The organism is Dyadobacter bucti (assembly GCF_005869225.1).
Classification (GTDB): Bacteria; Bacteroidota; Bacteroidia; order Cytophagales; family Spirosomataceae; genus Dyadobacter; species Dyadobacter bucti.
In genome coordinates this window covers 29,125-44,456 of sequence record NZ_SWFP01000016.1, presented here as the reverse complement: position 1 = coordinate 44,456, position 15,332 = coordinate 29,125, and the positions used below count along the sequence as shown (strand labels likewise).

General features: G+C 41.4%; 23 protein-coding genes. All 23 read right to left on the bottom strand.

Translation table 11 applies throughout. The features are described from left to right. On the bottom strand, positions 1-1,104 hold the full coding sequence (locus tag FBF61_RS32120; protein ID WP_138485096.1) for an efflux RND transporter periplasmic adaptor subunit: 1,104 nt from the start codon (positions 1,102-1,104) through the stop codon (positions 1-3). 5 nt (positions 1,105-1,109) lie between these two features. Further along, entirely contained in the window at positions 1,110-2,435 is a 1,326-nt protein-coding gene (locus tag FBF61_RS32115; protein ID WP_166444671.1) for a TolC family protein, read from the bottom strand. Between the two features lie 129 nt (positions 2,436-2,564). Further along, positions 2,565-3,353, bottom strand: coding sequence for a LytR/AlgR family response regulator transcription factor (locus FBF61_RS32110; RefSeq protein ID WP_138485094.1), 789 nt, complete (start codon positions 3,351-3,353; stop codon positions 2,565-2,567). A gap of 5 nt (positions 3,354-3,358) precedes the next feature. Further along, positions 3,359-4,063, bottom strand: coding sequence for a sensor histidine kinase (locus FBF61_RS32105; protein WP_166444670.1), 705 nt, complete (start codon positions 4,061-4,063; stop codon positions 3,359-3,361). Between the two features lie 299 nt (positions 4,064-4,362). Then, positions 4,363-4,836, bottom strand: coding sequence for a DUF2147 domain-containing protein (locus tag FBF61_RS32100; protein WP_138485092.1), 474 nt, complete (start codon positions 4,834-4,836; stop codon positions 4,363-4,365). Positions 4,837-5,449: 613 nt separating this feature from the next. Continuing rightward, a complete protein-coding gene (locus FBF61_RS32095) occupies positions 5,450-5,818 on the bottom strand; it encodes a hypothetical protein (RefSeq protein WP_138485091.1) in 369 nt (122 codons plus the stop codon). A gap of 201 nt (positions 5,819-6,019) precedes the next feature. Further along, complete coding sequence (locus FBF61_RS34800) at positions 6,020-6,187, bottom strand: hypothetical protein (protein ID WP_166444669.1); 168 nt, start codon at positions 6,185-6,187, stop codon at positions 6,020-6,022. 3 nt (positions 6,188-6,190) lie between these two features. Continuing rightward, the gene (locus tag FBF61_RS32090) at positions 6,191-6,619 is read right to left on the bottom strand and encodes a DNA-directed RNA polymerase subunit alpha C-terminal domain-containing protein (protein WP_138485090.1); all 429 of its coding nucleotides are present in this window, start codon (positions 6,617-6,619) and stop codon (positions 6,191-6,193) included. A gap of 100 nt (positions 6,620-6,719) precedes the next feature. Beyond that, the gene (locus FBF61_RS32085) at positions 6,720-6,998 is read right to left on the bottom strand and encodes a hypothetical protein (RefSeq protein ID WP_138485089.1); all 279 of its coding nucleotides are present in this window, start codon (positions 6,996-6,998) and stop codon (positions 6,720-6,722) included. 210 nt (positions 6,999-7,208) lie between these two features. Continuing rightward, positions 7,209-7,499 carry a hypothetical protein gene (locus FBF61_RS32080; RefSeq protein ID WP_138485088.1) on the bottom strand — a complete coding sequence of 97 codons (291 nt, stop codon included), beginning with the start codon at positions 7,497-7,499 and terminating at the stop codon, positions 7,209-7,211. A 20-nt stretch (positions 7,500-7,519) separates the two neighbouring features. After that, on the bottom strand, positions 7,520-8,020 hold the full coding sequence (locus FBF61_RS32075) for a hypothetical protein (RefSeq protein ID WP_138485087.1): 501 nt from the start codon (positions 8,018-8,020) through the stop codon (positions 7,520-7,522). 1 nt (position 8,021) lies between these two features. Further along, positions 8,022-8,303 carry a hypothetical protein gene (locus FBF61_RS32070; protein WP_138485086.1) on the bottom strand — a complete coding sequence of 94 codons (282 nt, stop codon included), beginning with the start codon at positions 8,301-8,303 and terminating at the stop codon, positions 8,022-8,024. Positions 8,304-8,316: 13 nt separating this feature from the next. Beyond that, positions 8,317-8,781, bottom strand: coding sequence for a hypothetical protein (locus FBF61_RS32065; RefSeq protein ID WP_138485085.1), 465 nt, complete (start codon positions 8,779-8,781; stop codon positions 8,317-8,319). 10 nt (positions 8,782-8,791) lie between these two features. Further along, entirely contained in the window at positions 8,792-9,448 is a 657-nt protein-coding gene (locus FBF61_RS32060; RefSeq protein WP_138485084.1) for a hypothetical protein, read from the bottom strand. A 484-nt stretch (positions 9,449-9,932) separates the two neighbouring features. After that, entirely contained in the window at positions 9,933-10,229 is a 297-nt protein-coding gene (locus FBF61_RS32055; protein ID WP_138485083.1) for a hypothetical protein, read from the bottom strand. Further along, positions 10,229-10,540 carry a hypothetical protein gene (locus tag FBF61_RS32050; protein ID WP_138485082.1) on the bottom strand — a complete coding sequence of 104 codons (312 nt, stop codon included), beginning with the start codon at positions 10,538-10,540 and terminating at the stop codon, positions 10,229-10,231. Before FBF61_RS32050 ends, FBF61_RS32055 begins: the two co-directional genes overlap by 1 nt. Before the next feature lie 424 nt (positions 10,541-10,964). Continuing rightward, positions 10,965-11,273 carry a hypothetical protein gene (locus FBF61_RS32045; protein WP_138485081.1) on the bottom strand — a complete coding sequence of 103 codons (309 nt, stop codon included), beginning with the start codon at positions 11,271-11,273 and terminating at the stop codon, positions 10,965-10,967. Next, positions 11,251-11,706, bottom strand: coding sequence for a hypothetical protein (locus FBF61_RS32040; protein ID WP_138485080.1), 456 nt, complete (start codon positions 11,704-11,706; stop codon positions 11,251-11,253). The genes FBF61_RS32045 and FBF61_RS32040 overlap by 23 nt, the downstream gene beginning before the upstream one ends. Further along, positions 11,703-11,915: a helix-turn-helix domain-containing protein gene (locus FBF61_RS32035; protein ID WP_138485079.1), complete on the bottom strand. Its 213-nt coding sequence runs from the start codon at positions 11,913-11,915 to the stop codon at positions 11,703-11,705. Before FBF61_RS32035 ends, FBF61_RS32040 begins: the two co-directional genes overlap by 4 nt. A 192-nt stretch (positions 11,916-12,107) precedes the next feature. Further along, positions 12,108-12,344, bottom strand: coding sequence for a DUF2442 domain-containing protein (locus FBF61_RS32030; protein WP_138485078.1), 237 nt, complete (start codon positions 12,342-12,344; stop codon positions 12,108-12,110). Continuing rightward, entirely contained in the window at positions 12,331-12,567 is a 237-nt protein-coding gene (locus FBF61_RS32025) for a DUF4160 domain-containing protein (RefSeq protein ID WP_138485077.1), read from the bottom strand. The genes FBF61_RS32030 and FBF61_RS32025 overlap by 14 nt, the downstream gene beginning before the upstream one ends. A gap of 614 nt (positions 12,568-13,181) precedes the next feature. Continuing rightward, a complete protein-coding gene (locus FBF61_RS32020) occupies positions 13,182-13,736 on the bottom strand; it encodes a hypothetical protein (protein ID WP_138485076.1) in 555 nt (184 codons plus the stop codon). A gap of 103 nt (positions 13,737-13,839) precedes the next feature. After that, positions 13,840-14,721, bottom strand: a complete 882-nt coding sequence (locus FBF61_RS32015) for a hypothetical protein (protein WP_138485075.1) — start codon at positions 14,719-14,721, stop codon at positions 13,840-13,842. Positions 14,722-15,332: the final 611 nt, after the last annotated feature.

The window sequence follows — 15,332 nt, the reverse complement described above, 5'->3', positions numbered from 1 at the left end:
CTATTTATTTATGATGCTGATACTGCTTCCATCCCTTAGATTGATCTGACCGCCGGTGACCACGGCTTGACCCGTCTTTAAACCGGAGAGTACTTCCACCTGATCGTTTTGAACCAATCCGGTTGTAATGATCTTCACTTTCGCCGTTCCCCCTTCTACCACGTACACATAAGGTTGCTGTGCGTCGGTCATCAATGCCTGTTTTGGTATTACCAATGCATTTTTCCGGCTTAGTGTATTAAACGAAATCTGTACATCAGTTCCACCCTTCAATGCCACACCATCGTTGTTGGCAACCAATAAATCAATCTGATAATTATGGTTGGCATCGGCGACAGGACTAATGAAAATGATTTTTCCCTCAAACTGTTTTCCCGAGAAAACTGGGGAGGTGATACTGGCTATTTGCGCTTGTCTGAGTTGATACGCAATTTGCTGGTCCACAAACACGGTTGCTTTAAGGGAAGTGATATTGGTGATCGTCGCAATCGGCACTCCTTGGGTCACAAATTCACCTTGCTTGCTATTTTTGGCGGATACAATACCGGTCAAAGGCGCATAGATCGTCGAATTCTCGATTTGCTGCCTGATCAGGCCGATTTGAACAGAAGTGTTTTCATAGCTGTTGGCGGCACCTTCAAAATCGCTTTTTGCGGTTAGCATACTAACTTCAAGGCCAGCCTTGTTTTCATACAAGTCCTTCGCCCGGTTGTAATCGTCCAGTAATTTATCTCGCTTTATTTCGGCTGATTTCAAGTTAATCAGCGCAGATTTTAGGTTAATTTCAAGAATTCTTGTGTCAATCTTTCCAATGATTTGCCCCTTGGTCACTTTCTGGCCTAACTGGATATTCAAGGCGCTCAACATACCACTGGTCTGCGAGGAAACATTGGCCTGCTCGTAAGGTACAATTATCGCAGGATACTTTTTGTTGACATCAAGCCCGTGGATTTCTGCGGCCGCAATGGTGACCGAGACAGGTACCTGGCTGCGATCGACTGGTTTGTTTGCTTGATCGATCTTCTTTTTATTTCCAATTAATGTGAATGCAAGTGCTAGCGTCAGGATAATCAAAATAACAATAGGCAGAATGAATTTTTTCATGATGTTTATCTTAATTTATTTATAAAATCAGGCAAAGTGCCCTGCGATTTCTGATAGTTCAACTGGCTGATCATCAAATTGTACAGACCATTGATATAATTTGCTTGTGCAGTCTTGTAGGCTGAGTCATCATTTAGGTAGTCGGTTAGGCCAACGACTCCTCGTTGATACTGGTAATCTGTTACATCCAATAGCTTTTTTGCCAGCACCATATTGTCTTCGCTGCTACGATAGCTACTATACGCAGTTCCGACAGCGGTTTTTGCATTCTCAAATCGTAGCTTCAGGTTTTCCTTATTGATGTTAAATTCAGAACGGTTGTTATCCAAAATCAGCTTCTCTTCTTTGAGCATGCTTTTCCTTTTAAACCCGTTAGTTAATGGAATGCTCAAAGTAGCACCTACATAAGTAAACCCTTTCCAGGATGCGAATGCATCAGAAAAATCATTGCTAAGCGACTGGGTAGCAAGTTTCCCAACCGCGTTCAGGGTAGGTAAGTAGGCGGCCTGCTTGATTTTTACATTGATTTCCTGTAACGCAATAGACTGCTCATTAATTTTCACTTCAGTAAGTGATTCTAGCGATAGGCTTTCTTTTGGAAGCCCATCAGCAAACATTTCGTAATGCAGCGAATCCCGGATAACCAGTTCGTTTTCTAACGGCATACCCATTGCGTTTTTCAGAGTATTGATGGCGAGTTGCTCTTTTATAGCAGCATCATCGATCTGATAATTGGTTGTATTCAAGTTAACCTTAATCCGGTCTACGTCTTTTTCAAGTACCATCCCCTTTTCATATTGATACGTGAGCACTTTGACCATTTCTTCGTATTTAACTTTATTAGACCTAAGTATTGCCAGTTGCTGTTGGTAAATAAGAACCTGAAAATAAGCTGTGGAAGTATTGTAAATGAGTAGCTCCTGATTTTGCTTTTTTTGCAGTTCAGTCATGATCATGTAAGGCTTATTTGCCTTGATCCCGGTCAATTTTGACTGATCATAAATGGTCTGACTAAAATCCAGGCCCGCATTGGTGTTGTACTTCGTACCAAGTTGTACGGCTTTTGGCTCCGGCCCAAAAATCCCTGCTGGCAGTACAGTCGTTTGCAAACGTATGTTGTCGATCAGGGTTGCCGACGCTGTTACCTGAGGCAGGTATCCCGAGAGGCTCTGTGTGGACTTTTCTCTGGCGATCCGGCTGTTGTTATCGTATACCAAAAGCGAGGGATGGTGCTGTAAAGTATAGTCAACGCTTTGTCCCAATGAAAAAATGTCCTGGGCTTTTGCCGAAAAGAAACAAGCCGCTAAGAGCAAATATGCTAGAATTTTCATCTTTATGATTGTTTCTGCAAAGGAGGCAGAAATCATAAACCTCTATGGCGACTATGAAAATGAAGCGGACAAATCAGCGGATCACCGGTACAGATCCGGGCTTAGAGTGGTGTTACTTTCACGGACAGGTTAGTTTGCCTCCATCCATCTGAGCAGTTCAGATGATTTTACTTTGCTGACAATGACTGGCTCGGGAGTAGTGACGATGAGCTTAACGGCCAACCTACGGGTGAAATAATGTTCCACACTGGAAATACTGGCGCGGCTCAGAATAAACTGACGATTGGCCCGGAAGAAATCGACAGGATTAAGCATTCCTTCAAGATCATCCAAAGTGTGGGTAGTGATATATTTTTGATTACCGGATAAACAAATGCTTACAAGGCCATTTTCATAATGAATATATAGGATCTCACTCGTTTTTACCGGAATTATCTTTTCCTGAAAATGAACTAAAATAGTTGTCTTGTAAGCGGCGGTGTCGAATTTACTGAGCATCTGCTCAAAACGCTTTTCCAACCCGCTTACTTTACTGCTATCTTCCTTTGAATTTGTAAACAATCCCTTCATCCTCTCATATTTGGCAAGGCTAAATTCAAGTTTGTTTTCATCGACAGGTTTTAGCAGGTAGTCAATACTATCAGCTTCAAATGCGCGGATGGCATATTCATCATAAGCCGTGCAGAAAATAACGGGGGCTTGAATTTTTAATTGTTTGAAAATTTCAAAGCTGAGACCGTCAGCCAGCTGAATGTCTGCAAATATCAAATCTGGCAACTGGTTTTCCGAAAACCACTTCACAGCACTTTTGATAGAAGGTAAAATAGACAATATCTCAAGAGTGTCATTCAGCGCTTCAAGCTGCCTTTTGAGCTCTTTGCCTGTTTTAGTCTCGTCTTCGATGATCAGTATGCGCATCCTTGTCAGATTGGTAATTTGACTAAGAACTTATCATGGTCACAAAAGATTTCAATATCCTTATTAGAAAGCAACTTAAAACGTTCCCGTATATTCTTCAATCCCTTTCCTGTGCTTTCCTCCGAGGACTGCTTTGCAAGCAGGTTGTTTTCCACACAAAGCATGTTACTCTCGATATAAACTCGGATGTGGAGTGGATCTTCCTGTGAAACTACATTGTGTTTCACAGCATTCTCAACCAGAATTTGTAAGGAAAATGGGGGAATTTGCTGGTTAAGGTATTGGTCAGGAATCTGGATGTCCACTTGAAGGCCTTCCTCAAAACGTTCCTGTAAAATATACAAATACGAGCTGGTGAATTCCAGTTCCGATTCCAATGTAGCAAGGTGGCTATCATCGTTGCTAAGCAGGTATCGGTATACCGTCGAGAGTTGCATTACGAATTTTCTAGTGGGCGCATCTGTGGCAATGGTCCTGAGGGTGCTAAGCGAATTAAACAAAAAATGCGGACTTACCTGTTGTTTCAAAAGGCTTAAACGGGCTTCCAGATTTTCATGTTTGAGCATCTGATTCTCAATTTTTGCTTTTTGATTATCCGCCGACAGCTTTAGATAGTAGGCAATAAAATATTCCAGCCCTCCTAATAAAAAACCGCGAAACGCGACCAAAATGAATTTACGCTCTTCGGAAAGTCCATTGTAATTAAACATAAGTGGTAAACTTTCTGATGAGTCCTTTATTGGGTACTGTATTAAAACTGCTATAAAAGTGCATATAATCAGGGCAATAGTGCCCTTCAACCAGTCACTTCCCATCGCAAAGTGATTGAGAGCATATTGGTTTACAATCCAGCAGCTTAAAGTAAGCAGAAATGTAAATACCAAATTTTGAAGAATTACATAGATATCGCTGCGTGAGTCAAGGCGGATTGCAACAGGGATGACAACGATAAGTGGAATGAAAACCGATATGATCAGACCTGGTACAAGATTATATTTTTTCATAGTGATCACTCGATAAAAAATTTAATGTGCATTCCCCTTCCAAAAACTGCCGGAAACGGATTATACCTAAAGTACAATTTTGTTTGCCGTGACCCGGTTTGCGATTTACTGAACATTCCTTTCATACCGGTAAAAATCATTGTTTGCTCTCCCATTAACTCTGCTTTACACTTAAGCCATTCATCTCTTTCCGGAGCAAACACTTTACCATCAGCATAAGCTCCATTGCCCATATATTGCAAGTCTTTAAAAATAACGCAGCCCGTATTCTTACCTTCCGAAGCGTCTTTCGCACACATTGGTTTAGCCTCATATAAATTGTTTTCACACTTAAACTTACGGTCCTTACTTTCGTTCAGCCATACGCCGACAATTTTGTCTGCTTCCGATTCAGAGTTCACCCATACCGATTGGATTTTAAAATATATGGTCAGCAAAATCGAAAAGCTTAAAATATTTTTCTTGTCATGAGATTGCACGGTTTATTAAAATGGCAAAGATTCTATTATGCAGGCGTGTATATGACCATTAATAGATTTAAAAGGACAAATCAGCCGGTGAACCGGCCAAACCCGCCAGAATGGGTGTAGTGTAGCTGCCCGCCCAAACCAATTCTGTTACTGATTCGCATGTGAATACGACTTGTTCTTTTCATCATCGAGCTGCTGGCTGTTGCGGAACAAACCCGAACAATTTGAATTTTAAGAATTTTAAGATCTGTCTTCAGAGTGTTTTAAGAGGCTTTTTGATTTTGAAGCAGGTGGCTGCCATCAGCACAACCTTGGGTGCGGCGGCTGTTCCTAGAACATCTCGCGAATCAATGTAGCATTTCCAGCAGTACAACAGGGTTAATGAAACGTTGCGAGAACATTGATCAGGTTATTTGATATTTGCATTACCTATCTGGTTTTATCTGTACCAACCCCAAACTGTACTTTTTAAATTTGTAAAAATATTTACGTCTCCCGTCGCATCTAATTTTCGTCTTCAACATAAATAAAATTATGCGACGAATTTTTGAGCCTCCCCGAATAATCCTGTTTGGACAGGTCTGTTTGGCATGGTGGGGCGTTGGACTTTTCCCGGAAACGGTCACCTTTTAACTACGACCGAAATCAGCCGCTCGACAAAATTGATAACCACCTCCCAGACATGGACGTAATCGGCATCTTCGCCCACAAAGGTTACCCACTCACCAGAAATTTCGCCTTCTGCCGGTAAGATCGTATCCTTGGCCGCGATCAGCGCAGCCAACCCGAAATCACTGATAAAACCGGCGAAATGCTGGTTCCATTCCTGCTTGTCGGCAAGAAACGAGCTGATCAGCTCGTCGATGTCTTTATACTCCTCCGGTAAGGCTCTCAAATCGCACAGATTAACCTGCCATTCATCGTTCCATTCAAATTGAGTGCGAAGGTTCCAACCATTAGCAATAGCCAGGCTTGTCCGATCTGCCGCCATTAGACGCGCTTGTTCCTCTTGGGTAAATTTTTCTGTTGTCTGCATTGTAGTAGTTTGAAGTTATCGTCGATCCAGCAATAACCGAATAAACTTCAATGCTGGCAGGACAGCAAGAAGATGACGGCGGCCCCCATCAGGAAGACCAGAACAAAAAACAGTCTTACTAAGCTCACTTTTTCCATCGGTATACCGTTTAGAATTTCAATTGTCACATTCTTCCAAATGCTCGATCTCGATCAGGTTAAGTTGCTGCTTCTTAGATAGCTTCAACTTGTCGGCAGATATCGCCCGCTTCTCGTCGATCCCAACCCCGAACGGGGTGTGGTACCATACCCGGAATTTCCGTATCGCATTCATTCTAGCTTTCATAACTCATAAAGTCTCAACAGCATTGATAAAATTCACCACTTCATCAAAAGACTTTGTACCAAAATTCCGGAATCTCAGCAAGCCATTAATTCCATGCTTTTCCTTATACGCAAGTAGTTCCCGAACCGTCCTAATATCTCCGCTTCTCAGGCAAAGGAATGTTCTGGTAGAAAGTGGCGTTGCGCTTATTTCTCTATCAAGGTAATTTTCTACATAGACGTCTGAAACACCTTGTAAAGCCGTCCTTGTTTCATGAATGACTTTCCTTTGAGTTTCAACAAATTCAGCAAGGAACTCGATATCATTCTTAATCTTCTTATCAGATTCGTAGGTAACAGCTTTTTGAATAGTCTTTTCAATCTTTCTGACAAAAAGCTCTACTCGATGCGACGCCTTCAAAATTTCATCTGTGGTGTTTTTACCTTTACTCATAATAAACTTCAAGGATTATTACCGTGCAAAAAAGGTTGATCAAAAAATAAAAAAAATGACTTCGACCCATCCTTCGTGAGGACGAAGGATGGGTCGAAAGTTAAGAACCGTAGCTGAATATATGCGCAGGATTAATGACTTTATAATACACAGAGTCGGAAATATTAGCCCAGCATTTGAATGGATCAAACGGCATAAAGTACACGCCCAACACAGTTCGTTCAGCATCTTCGTCGATCATTAACCTGGGAAACTGATCTTCCTTTTCGTAACCTTCTGGATCATCGCGAGAATAACGCAATATTTTGATTTCATCTGCTGACACCATTTCAAATTCCAGTGTCCATATACTGCTGATTAGCTTTATCGTAGCTTTCATGTTTTCAGCTCATTAACGTATGAGCACCGATTGATTTTGCTACACAAATATACCCGTTTTTTAAATACAAAACGACTATTATCGGGTATTATTTTAGCTTTTTTTATAGGCAAAAGCAACCCGTAGAAGACAATTTTTAATAATGTGTGCGTAGCGACATAAGCCGTAGTAGCGTGAAAGATATTCAAAACTTATATTCAGTTAGTAATATTAAGGCTTGTTCGATTGTAAATATTCATTCCAGCCAGCAACATAGGAAAGCTGCTCTTTATCCGCAAAATAGGAGTGATATAGCCGCTTTCCCTGCAAATTAGCAACAGCAGGCCAGTAGAACGTGCCAAAGGTGAGATTACCGGTTTTGATAAGCGCCTGGGGGACGTGATCGCGGCAGGTTTCCCCATTAATCTCGATCTTACTTTTCCAATGAGCCTTTGAAACACCAATCAGGTATTGGCTAGGTTGATCGCAGTAGAAACACTTACCTCTTATTTGATATTCCATTTGATACAGCTCATTTGGTGCTATTCCTCCATCAAATGTGCATGCAGCTGCGTGATCACCAGATCGCGCCCTTCGGGGGATAAGCCTAGAATGTAGTTTCCCCAATTCTTCGAATTTCCGTACCGCTCGACGGGCAAGCTAGGTAGTATGATGTCTCGGTAGTCTCCTATACCGTGATTGTTGAAATAGAGCATCATTTTATGAATCCAAGTAACTTCCTCCGGCTCTCCACCGAACAAGACGGATATCGGATTTTCATTTTTACGCTTGGAATACTCGGAGAGAGCCGGAACAGGGATACCCCAATACTCAATAAACAATCCTTGCTTCTCGTGTCCAAGGTTTAGAAAAAAACTACCAAAATCCCCTTTACGACCCGCCCAACTGTCACAAAGATGTTCGGCAATGTGTGTATTCCCGAATAAAGCTGTAATAAGCTTATTACCCACTGAAACCGGTGAACTTTCCATACTTCGGTACTCATGGATGAACAGAACTGTGTCTTTTACCAAATCCTTCATATTAGCCAATGTTATGAGTTCTTCCCTTTAATGTGGTATTATCAAGCATCAAATAAATTCGTTGGATTTCTTCAAACTCATGCCTGATCTCCCTCACGTACGTATGTGCCATATAAGCGCCGCCGTCAATATTTTTTAATATTAACTCTTCGTCTTCCTTACTAAGAAATTCCCAAGGGTCGATATATTCACCAACTCGCGGTATAATAGGAAGTTGAACTTCAACAACCGGACTATTATCGTAATTGAAATAATAATGGTTCAGAAAAACTTTGTATGCCATAGTGAGCGAAATTTTATCGTTGAAATTGAAAATCAATGTTATTATGCCTTAGCGTGGTATATTCCTTCTCCCAAGAATCTTCATTAAAGACCATAACCAATTTTAATTCGAGATCAGTCACCGAACGATACCACTTCTGATAAACAAAGAAGGAATAGCCATGAAAATTGTCTTCCTGAAAGTAAGACAAAATAGCCGATCCCACAGGATCGAGCGGATAAAAGCATCCTAGTGAAACCATATCACCAAAATGCAAATTCTGTGCAAAATCTGAATACAATGAGGTCTTTTGCTCGAAAGCTAGCTTAAGGGAAATAGCTCTTTCCTCGCTTCCTCTAATAAAATCTTCAATAACGCGAATTCTATCGGTAAAATGATCGTCATTTCGCGTTCCTTCTATTTCTCGAGATATTACATCCCCAATATGGCAAAAGTTCGTATTAGGCACGAAGTGATTACAATCTATTGAAATCTTCATCAGTGTAAAATTAGACTTTTACAAATACCGAAATCAGTTTGTCGTCGTGGTTTATATCCAATTCTGTAACAAGACATAGGCCCTCCACAGTTGTGTCATTATCCGTGAATAAGATATCTCTATCTCCTTTTGCATCTACTGATGCAATGAGTGCAGCCAGACCAAACGCATCTACAAAATCGACGAAGTGCTTAATGTGTATGGGCTTTTCAGCTTCCCACCAATCTAAAAATTCTTCCTCAGTGGAGCCATTCGGGACGTTCACATAATTGAAAAGCAGGTTTCCCCAATGAACAGTTAGTTTCCATCCATTTGTTAGCGTTCCGGCAACAGAATCAATTCTTTGCACCCTGTCTTTATCTTGGAAACAAGATATTTCTAAAACATTCATAGTGTTACGTTCTTTTCGTTTGTCAACAATATAACTAAACTCTTGGTATAGATCGTCGGGCGCCTCTTGTCCGGCAGCGTAAATATCGCATATTCGATCACCGGTGAAACGATCTTTCCTACTTAATGGAAGCACGTTTGCACCATGCTCTTTAAGTGCTTTAAAAGCCTCAAATTGATCCTCATGTGTGATTTGATTGCCTTCACATTGTTTAAAAGTTACCCATAACCCGAATGCGGGGCGCTCTGTACCGCACTTGAATACGGGGACGCGCAACGAATACCGGCGTATAAACCGGCTGTACATTTCTCCTTTGCATCACGTATAACATCCTGTTCACGATTCTTTCGGGAACGCCTTGGTTTGTCAGTTCGACAATATCCTCAGGCTCCATCCTGAAACAGCAAACCGATTTGTCAATTTTCGTCAGGATCACGCGATCAGAAACAGTGTTCGAACACATATAAACGATGTCGGCGTTAACCAAACAATTTTGAGCAAAAGCGTTTGTAGCGAAGAGCAACAGAAAGGGGATAAGAAGTAGCTTTTTCATGGTTATGGTTTTTAGTTTGATGCTGGAATGTCTACGCTTGTAAAGTGAATATCACCACGATCGCGTATGATCTGCTTATGAGTTGAGCGGCAGGTGTCTACATTTTAAGGGCAGCCGCGCGTGCCGGCGAAGATCCAGGGCGCTCAAAATGTCTACACTTAAATTCCGGATGTCGGGAATATTCAACCAGGTTAAAGGTCGGAATGTCTACACAGTTACCGAGCCACCGACCATCATTTTAACCGCTATGGCTACGGCCAGCCATCCGGCAATCAGATACACTACCGGCATTAGCGCACGGCCAAACAAGCCTTTATTTGCCAACTGATAAATGACTATTGACAGATACAGAAGGTTTAGGGCTATGGCAAGTTGAAGAATTTTTGCAGTTAATACCCGGTTTGGCAAAATGTCCAGAAAGCTTAAAATAAGCGTAAAGAGTACCAGACCAAGGGCATATATCGAAACTCTAAATACCCGCTTCGTTTGGCTATCGTTTTTCATTAGTTACGTTGGTTTGAAAATGACTTTGGCACTCGCGGGTTTCTACCACGTGAACCGGTTCGTTTATGCGACCCCATTTGTGCGATCATTTCGTTAATCACAATATCCGGGACTTTGTTTTTTGAAATTTCGATCAGGTCACTACTCGCAAGATTAAAACAGCATTCGGAATATTTCATTTTTGTGATGATGACCGAACTACTTACTGAATCGCGGCACATCGCATAAATATCTTCATTGCTCAGGCATTTTTGCGCGTATGCCTGGCTAAATAGCAAAAGGGCTAGAATTACAAATAGTGGTTTTTTCATTGGTTGTTGGTAAAAAGATTAGACAATAATTTCGCAGGTGTCTTGGTGGTAAAAACTCCAGTCCTGACCGCTCCCCGGATCAGTCCATAAAATGGACTTGCCTTGTAAGGTGCCAACGTACTGACCTCCGATTTCAAGAATGGAGCCGTGTTTACGAGGTTCCTCTATTTTGGTGACTACAAACGAGACTTCATTCTGTGAGTCCATAATATCATTTCCTGTGTTTTAACGATTAAAAATACCTGTTTTTTAAATACAAAACAATGTTTTTCGGGTATATTTTTTAATTAATATGTCTACATTTTTAAGGCATCAGGATCAGCTCGCTCCGCACCTGAGCGGCAAAACTGTCTGCACTATTCGGCAGCTCAGCAGTCAGTGTTCACCCTCGGGAAACATGGAATGTAGATACCTGCCCCCGACATCAGGAAGATGTATGATTAATTAAATCATTGAATGAGCTGACAAACGCTTTGTGTTTGACTTTATACGCCTGATTTTGATCGGTAAGGCTTCTGATCTGACCGCGCATCTCCTTAAGCTGCTCTTGTAGCTTTTCGATCTCGGCTTTTGTCCTCAGTTCATTTTGGTGGAATTCCCGTATCATTTGCTCGACTGCGGTGGAGCCGTTAGAGGTTTGCATATAGTGTCTGCTCAAATATTCTGACAGAATTTCCCGTATATCTGCTTTACTATCGGCACTTAGGTTTCTAAGCAATATTTCTTTCATCATTTTCTAAATATTTTAGTGTACTCAAATACTCCAAGAAATCACTAATCTTCCTAAGATTAGTGATCCCCCACAGTTCACGCCCATTTACCACGTTCATTATGATGTTGTAGTTAATGTTACTGTGCTTGCTTAACTCGGTAAGGGCAATACTCATACTTTTCAGCCTTTCAGTGGCTAAACGCTCTATAAGCTCATATTTCTCGGTTAGAATAAATTTCATTCTATCCGCTTTCTCTTTACCTAGCTGTTCAGTATAAAATTCAACGATAATCGCCATATCTTTCGGTGAAATAGATCGACTTTCCATCCTTCTAACTAGGGTATCCCACTTTACGCCGATTAGCTTTGCAACCTTTGTATTTTGAAACATTGGATACATCAGGTCATTAATTTCTTCGATCTCCTGCAAAAAGCTCTTAATAGTCAGGCTCATACAAAATCAATGGTTAATTTTTTACCTACGGCCTGAGCCCATTTTAACAAGGTTTTTATTCCGATTGCTCTTTGACCTGCTTCGATGGCCGATACTACTTTGGAATGATACCCGATAATTTCCGCCATCTCTTCCTCGCTAATATTTGCTTCCTTTCTTAGGCGTTTGATCTTGGCCGCTAATTCATGTTCAAATACTTCGTTTTCCATAGATTATGTATTAATAGCCCCCTTTTAGGGGGGCGTTACTGAGTTTTATAAATCCCATATAGCCAGCTCATTAACGTATGAGCACCGATTGTTTGACAATACAAAAATACCCGTTTTTTAAATATCAAATAACAAAAAAGGGGAATATTTCAAAAATAATTTTGAAATATTCCCCCGGCCTCGCGGATAATTCTAACTGGAAACAGCTTCTTTTGAGTAGGTAAAGAAACCTTCAAAACTCAAATCTTCGTCCAGTTCCGGCCAATGAATACCAAAGGCCGATAATTCGAAATTTTGACGTTGGGCTTCCGTGGCATTTTCCAGCCTTGGGAACCATTTAACGGGATGGCTCCGCCGTTCGCCTTCAACCGTTTCGATGTTTATTTTATCGTCCTGAAACCAGACTTTTTTTACTTCAATTTCCTCCATGATATTCGTGCCATTTGGCTTTTATTATCTCCCTATTTTCTTCAATCAATGATTCTGCTAGGCTAATATCCTTTTTTTTAATCCCCTTATTCTTAATAAGTTTTACCGGATCGACCTCAAACTTTGCTTCTCCATCTGCATTTTTAACGTGAACATGGACTGGTAAATGTTCGTTGGCGTAAAAGTAAAATCTCAAACCAAAAATTATAAATAACGTAGGCATTTGTTTTCTCCTGTTTTGCGTTAGTTGCCTTTATAAATGTACCCGAAATTTAAATACAATGCAAACCATTTTAGGGATTAGCAGTAATAAGCTATCATTAAACCCCAAACCATCAGCATAATGAAGGAAACAAAGAAAATGTCCTTAACTGCATGTGCATACTTTGAAATTTTGTCTTGATTGATATATCTGTAAATCTTCATATAGCCAGCTCATTAACGTATGAGCACCGATTGTTTTATAGTATGAAAATACCCGTTTTTTAAATATAAAACAACAATAATCGGGAATATTTTTATATAATTATATATTTATATAATCAAGCGAAAGCAACCCCTAGAAGGCAATTTTTAAAAATGTGAGCGAAGCGACATAAGCCGCAAATGCGCATAGGGTGTCTACATTTTAGCAGCTGCGGCAAGCGCCGGCGAGGATCCTGGGCCAACAAAATGTCTACACTTGATGGCGGGATTTCCGGAAATTTCAGCCTGGTCGCAGACTGTTTTGTCTACACTTGGCAAGGTTAGAGTAAGACACCGGCCGCTGGTCCGGGCGCGAGCTGTGCCCCAACTGTCTACACTATGGGCGAAAGAAGGCGGCAAAGCCGCCCCGGCTTACGCATATGAAGACCAGTAGAGCGGCTTACCATCCCATTTAGAAATACGGTTTCTTTCATCAACTTTCAAACCGTACTTCCCTATACGTAAAACAATCTCATCGCCTTTGAAACTGTCTTTAATAGCAGATGTATAGCCGTGGTCGATTGCGTCGTACTGCTTATCTTGGTAAAGCTCCCTAACGATAACCTTTATGCCTTTCACGGCTATGATTTGGTAAAACTGGATGTTAGTTTGATCATATCCCCACGAGGCGTAAAATATTGATCCGGGTTGGATATCCCGCGCGTTTCTCTCCTGCTGCCGCTTCTCCCGTTCGCTATTGATTTTATTGGCCTCCATTGCCTTGTTCACTAACGCGTAATAGGTTTTATTAAGCTCGTCAAGGCTCGTGAAGTGCCGATTTACTACCGGCTTTGTTGATCTGCCCCGGAAGGCAATAAAGATCAGGGCTTTTTCATCAATAAAGAAAGTATAACCGCAGTTTACAATCTTCTTTGCAGATGGGTATGTCTTCTGCATAGACGCAATGAAGGTATCAAATTTGGTCATTTTGATTGCCCATTAACGTATGGGCACCGATTGGTAAAGACACCAGCGGGAAACCGGAATTTCCCGTCTGGTGGGTTTTAGCTTGCTGCTGTGAAGTTTGATGCTATTGGTTCAATCTGGGAAGAATGAAGCCGCGAACGTCGGCCAGGGCGTTAGGTGTCAATCTGCGGCACCAGCAAACCCAATGAGGCGACCAGCGGAAACCGCTTTTTTTGAGGAAATCTCTGATTTCTTGTTCTGGCTTTGTCTCGTGGAAAATTTTCACTCTGTCATCATTAACGGTAATATACCCGCCGTTAAAATGTATGTCCTCCCAATTATCTTGTGTAGTAATTCGACGTTCCAGATCAGCAATTTTTTGCTTTGTGTCTTTGATCCGGGCATTGTTATTGGTTAGGATGAACGAGGGAACACGCCATTTACCGCCGTAAAAGTCAAGTCGTTTGAGCAAATCAGCCGAAAAGCCTTGTTCTAGGGCTTCTTTTACAATCACGGCTTCATCGTCGGTTTTCAGTTTGCGGATAAATTTGCCAAGGTCTTTTACTGTTTCCTGATAGGCTTCCAGCGTCACCAATTTGCGCTCTGCTTCTTCTAGGTCTGTCGAAAATGGTAACCGGGGTTTTCTGTTAACAGCGGTAAAATACTTGTCTCTCCAGTGCATGAATTCTTCGTAGCGAGCGTGTTCGGCGTTGTTTGCCTTTTCAGCGCGTCTAACAGGGAAATTAGACGGTCCCGCTATCATACTGCTTAGGCAATTAGATTTTGCGGCCATCCACGCGGTAAACTTTGCGATGAATTTTTCTTTATAACTGCCGGTATTCTCGCCTAGCTCTGCCAAATCATTAGCCAACATCTCCGAATAATCCCGAACGTAGGAAACTGCGCGTTTTTCAGGGCTGAAGGATGTACCAGAATGGGCGCGGTAGCATAGTTCGTAAAGATGCCCTAAAAGCTGACTTGAAACTTGGGTTTTGTTATTCTCCATAAAACAGCTCATTAACGTATGAGCACCGATTGATTTTGTTATATAAATATACCTATTTTTTAAATACTAAACAATGTTTTTCGGGTATTTTTTAAGTTTTTTTGACCGGCGAAAGCAACCCCTAGAAGACAAATTTTTAAAATGTGCGCGAAGCGACATAAGCCGCAAATGCGCGTAGGGTGTCTACATTTAATTAGCAGCAGCTCGCGCTAGTTAAGATCCTGGACAAACAAAATGTCTACATTTAACGTCGAGATCTCCGGAACTTTTGACCTGGCCAACAATTCGAATGTCTACACGCGTGCAGGCAGCGACGCAGGCAATAAAGCGGGTCAGGATTAATCATCAGAAAAAAAGGGGAATAATTTTTTCCCCCAAAACCCAAATCTTAATGTCTTTATAAGGAAGCGGTAAGAATCTGTCAAGGTTTTCAAAAAAATACGCTTCTGACGCAGGAAGAAGGAAGATTTTTTTGAAACGCGCAGCGCTCGACCTTGACCGATTCTGTGAGCGACTTATTTTTACATTTAGGTTTGTGTTGCAGGGTGCCGGGGGGTGCCTTGTGCGCTCGATGAAACAGGGATAGGAGCGGCATCCTTTTTACGGAGAAA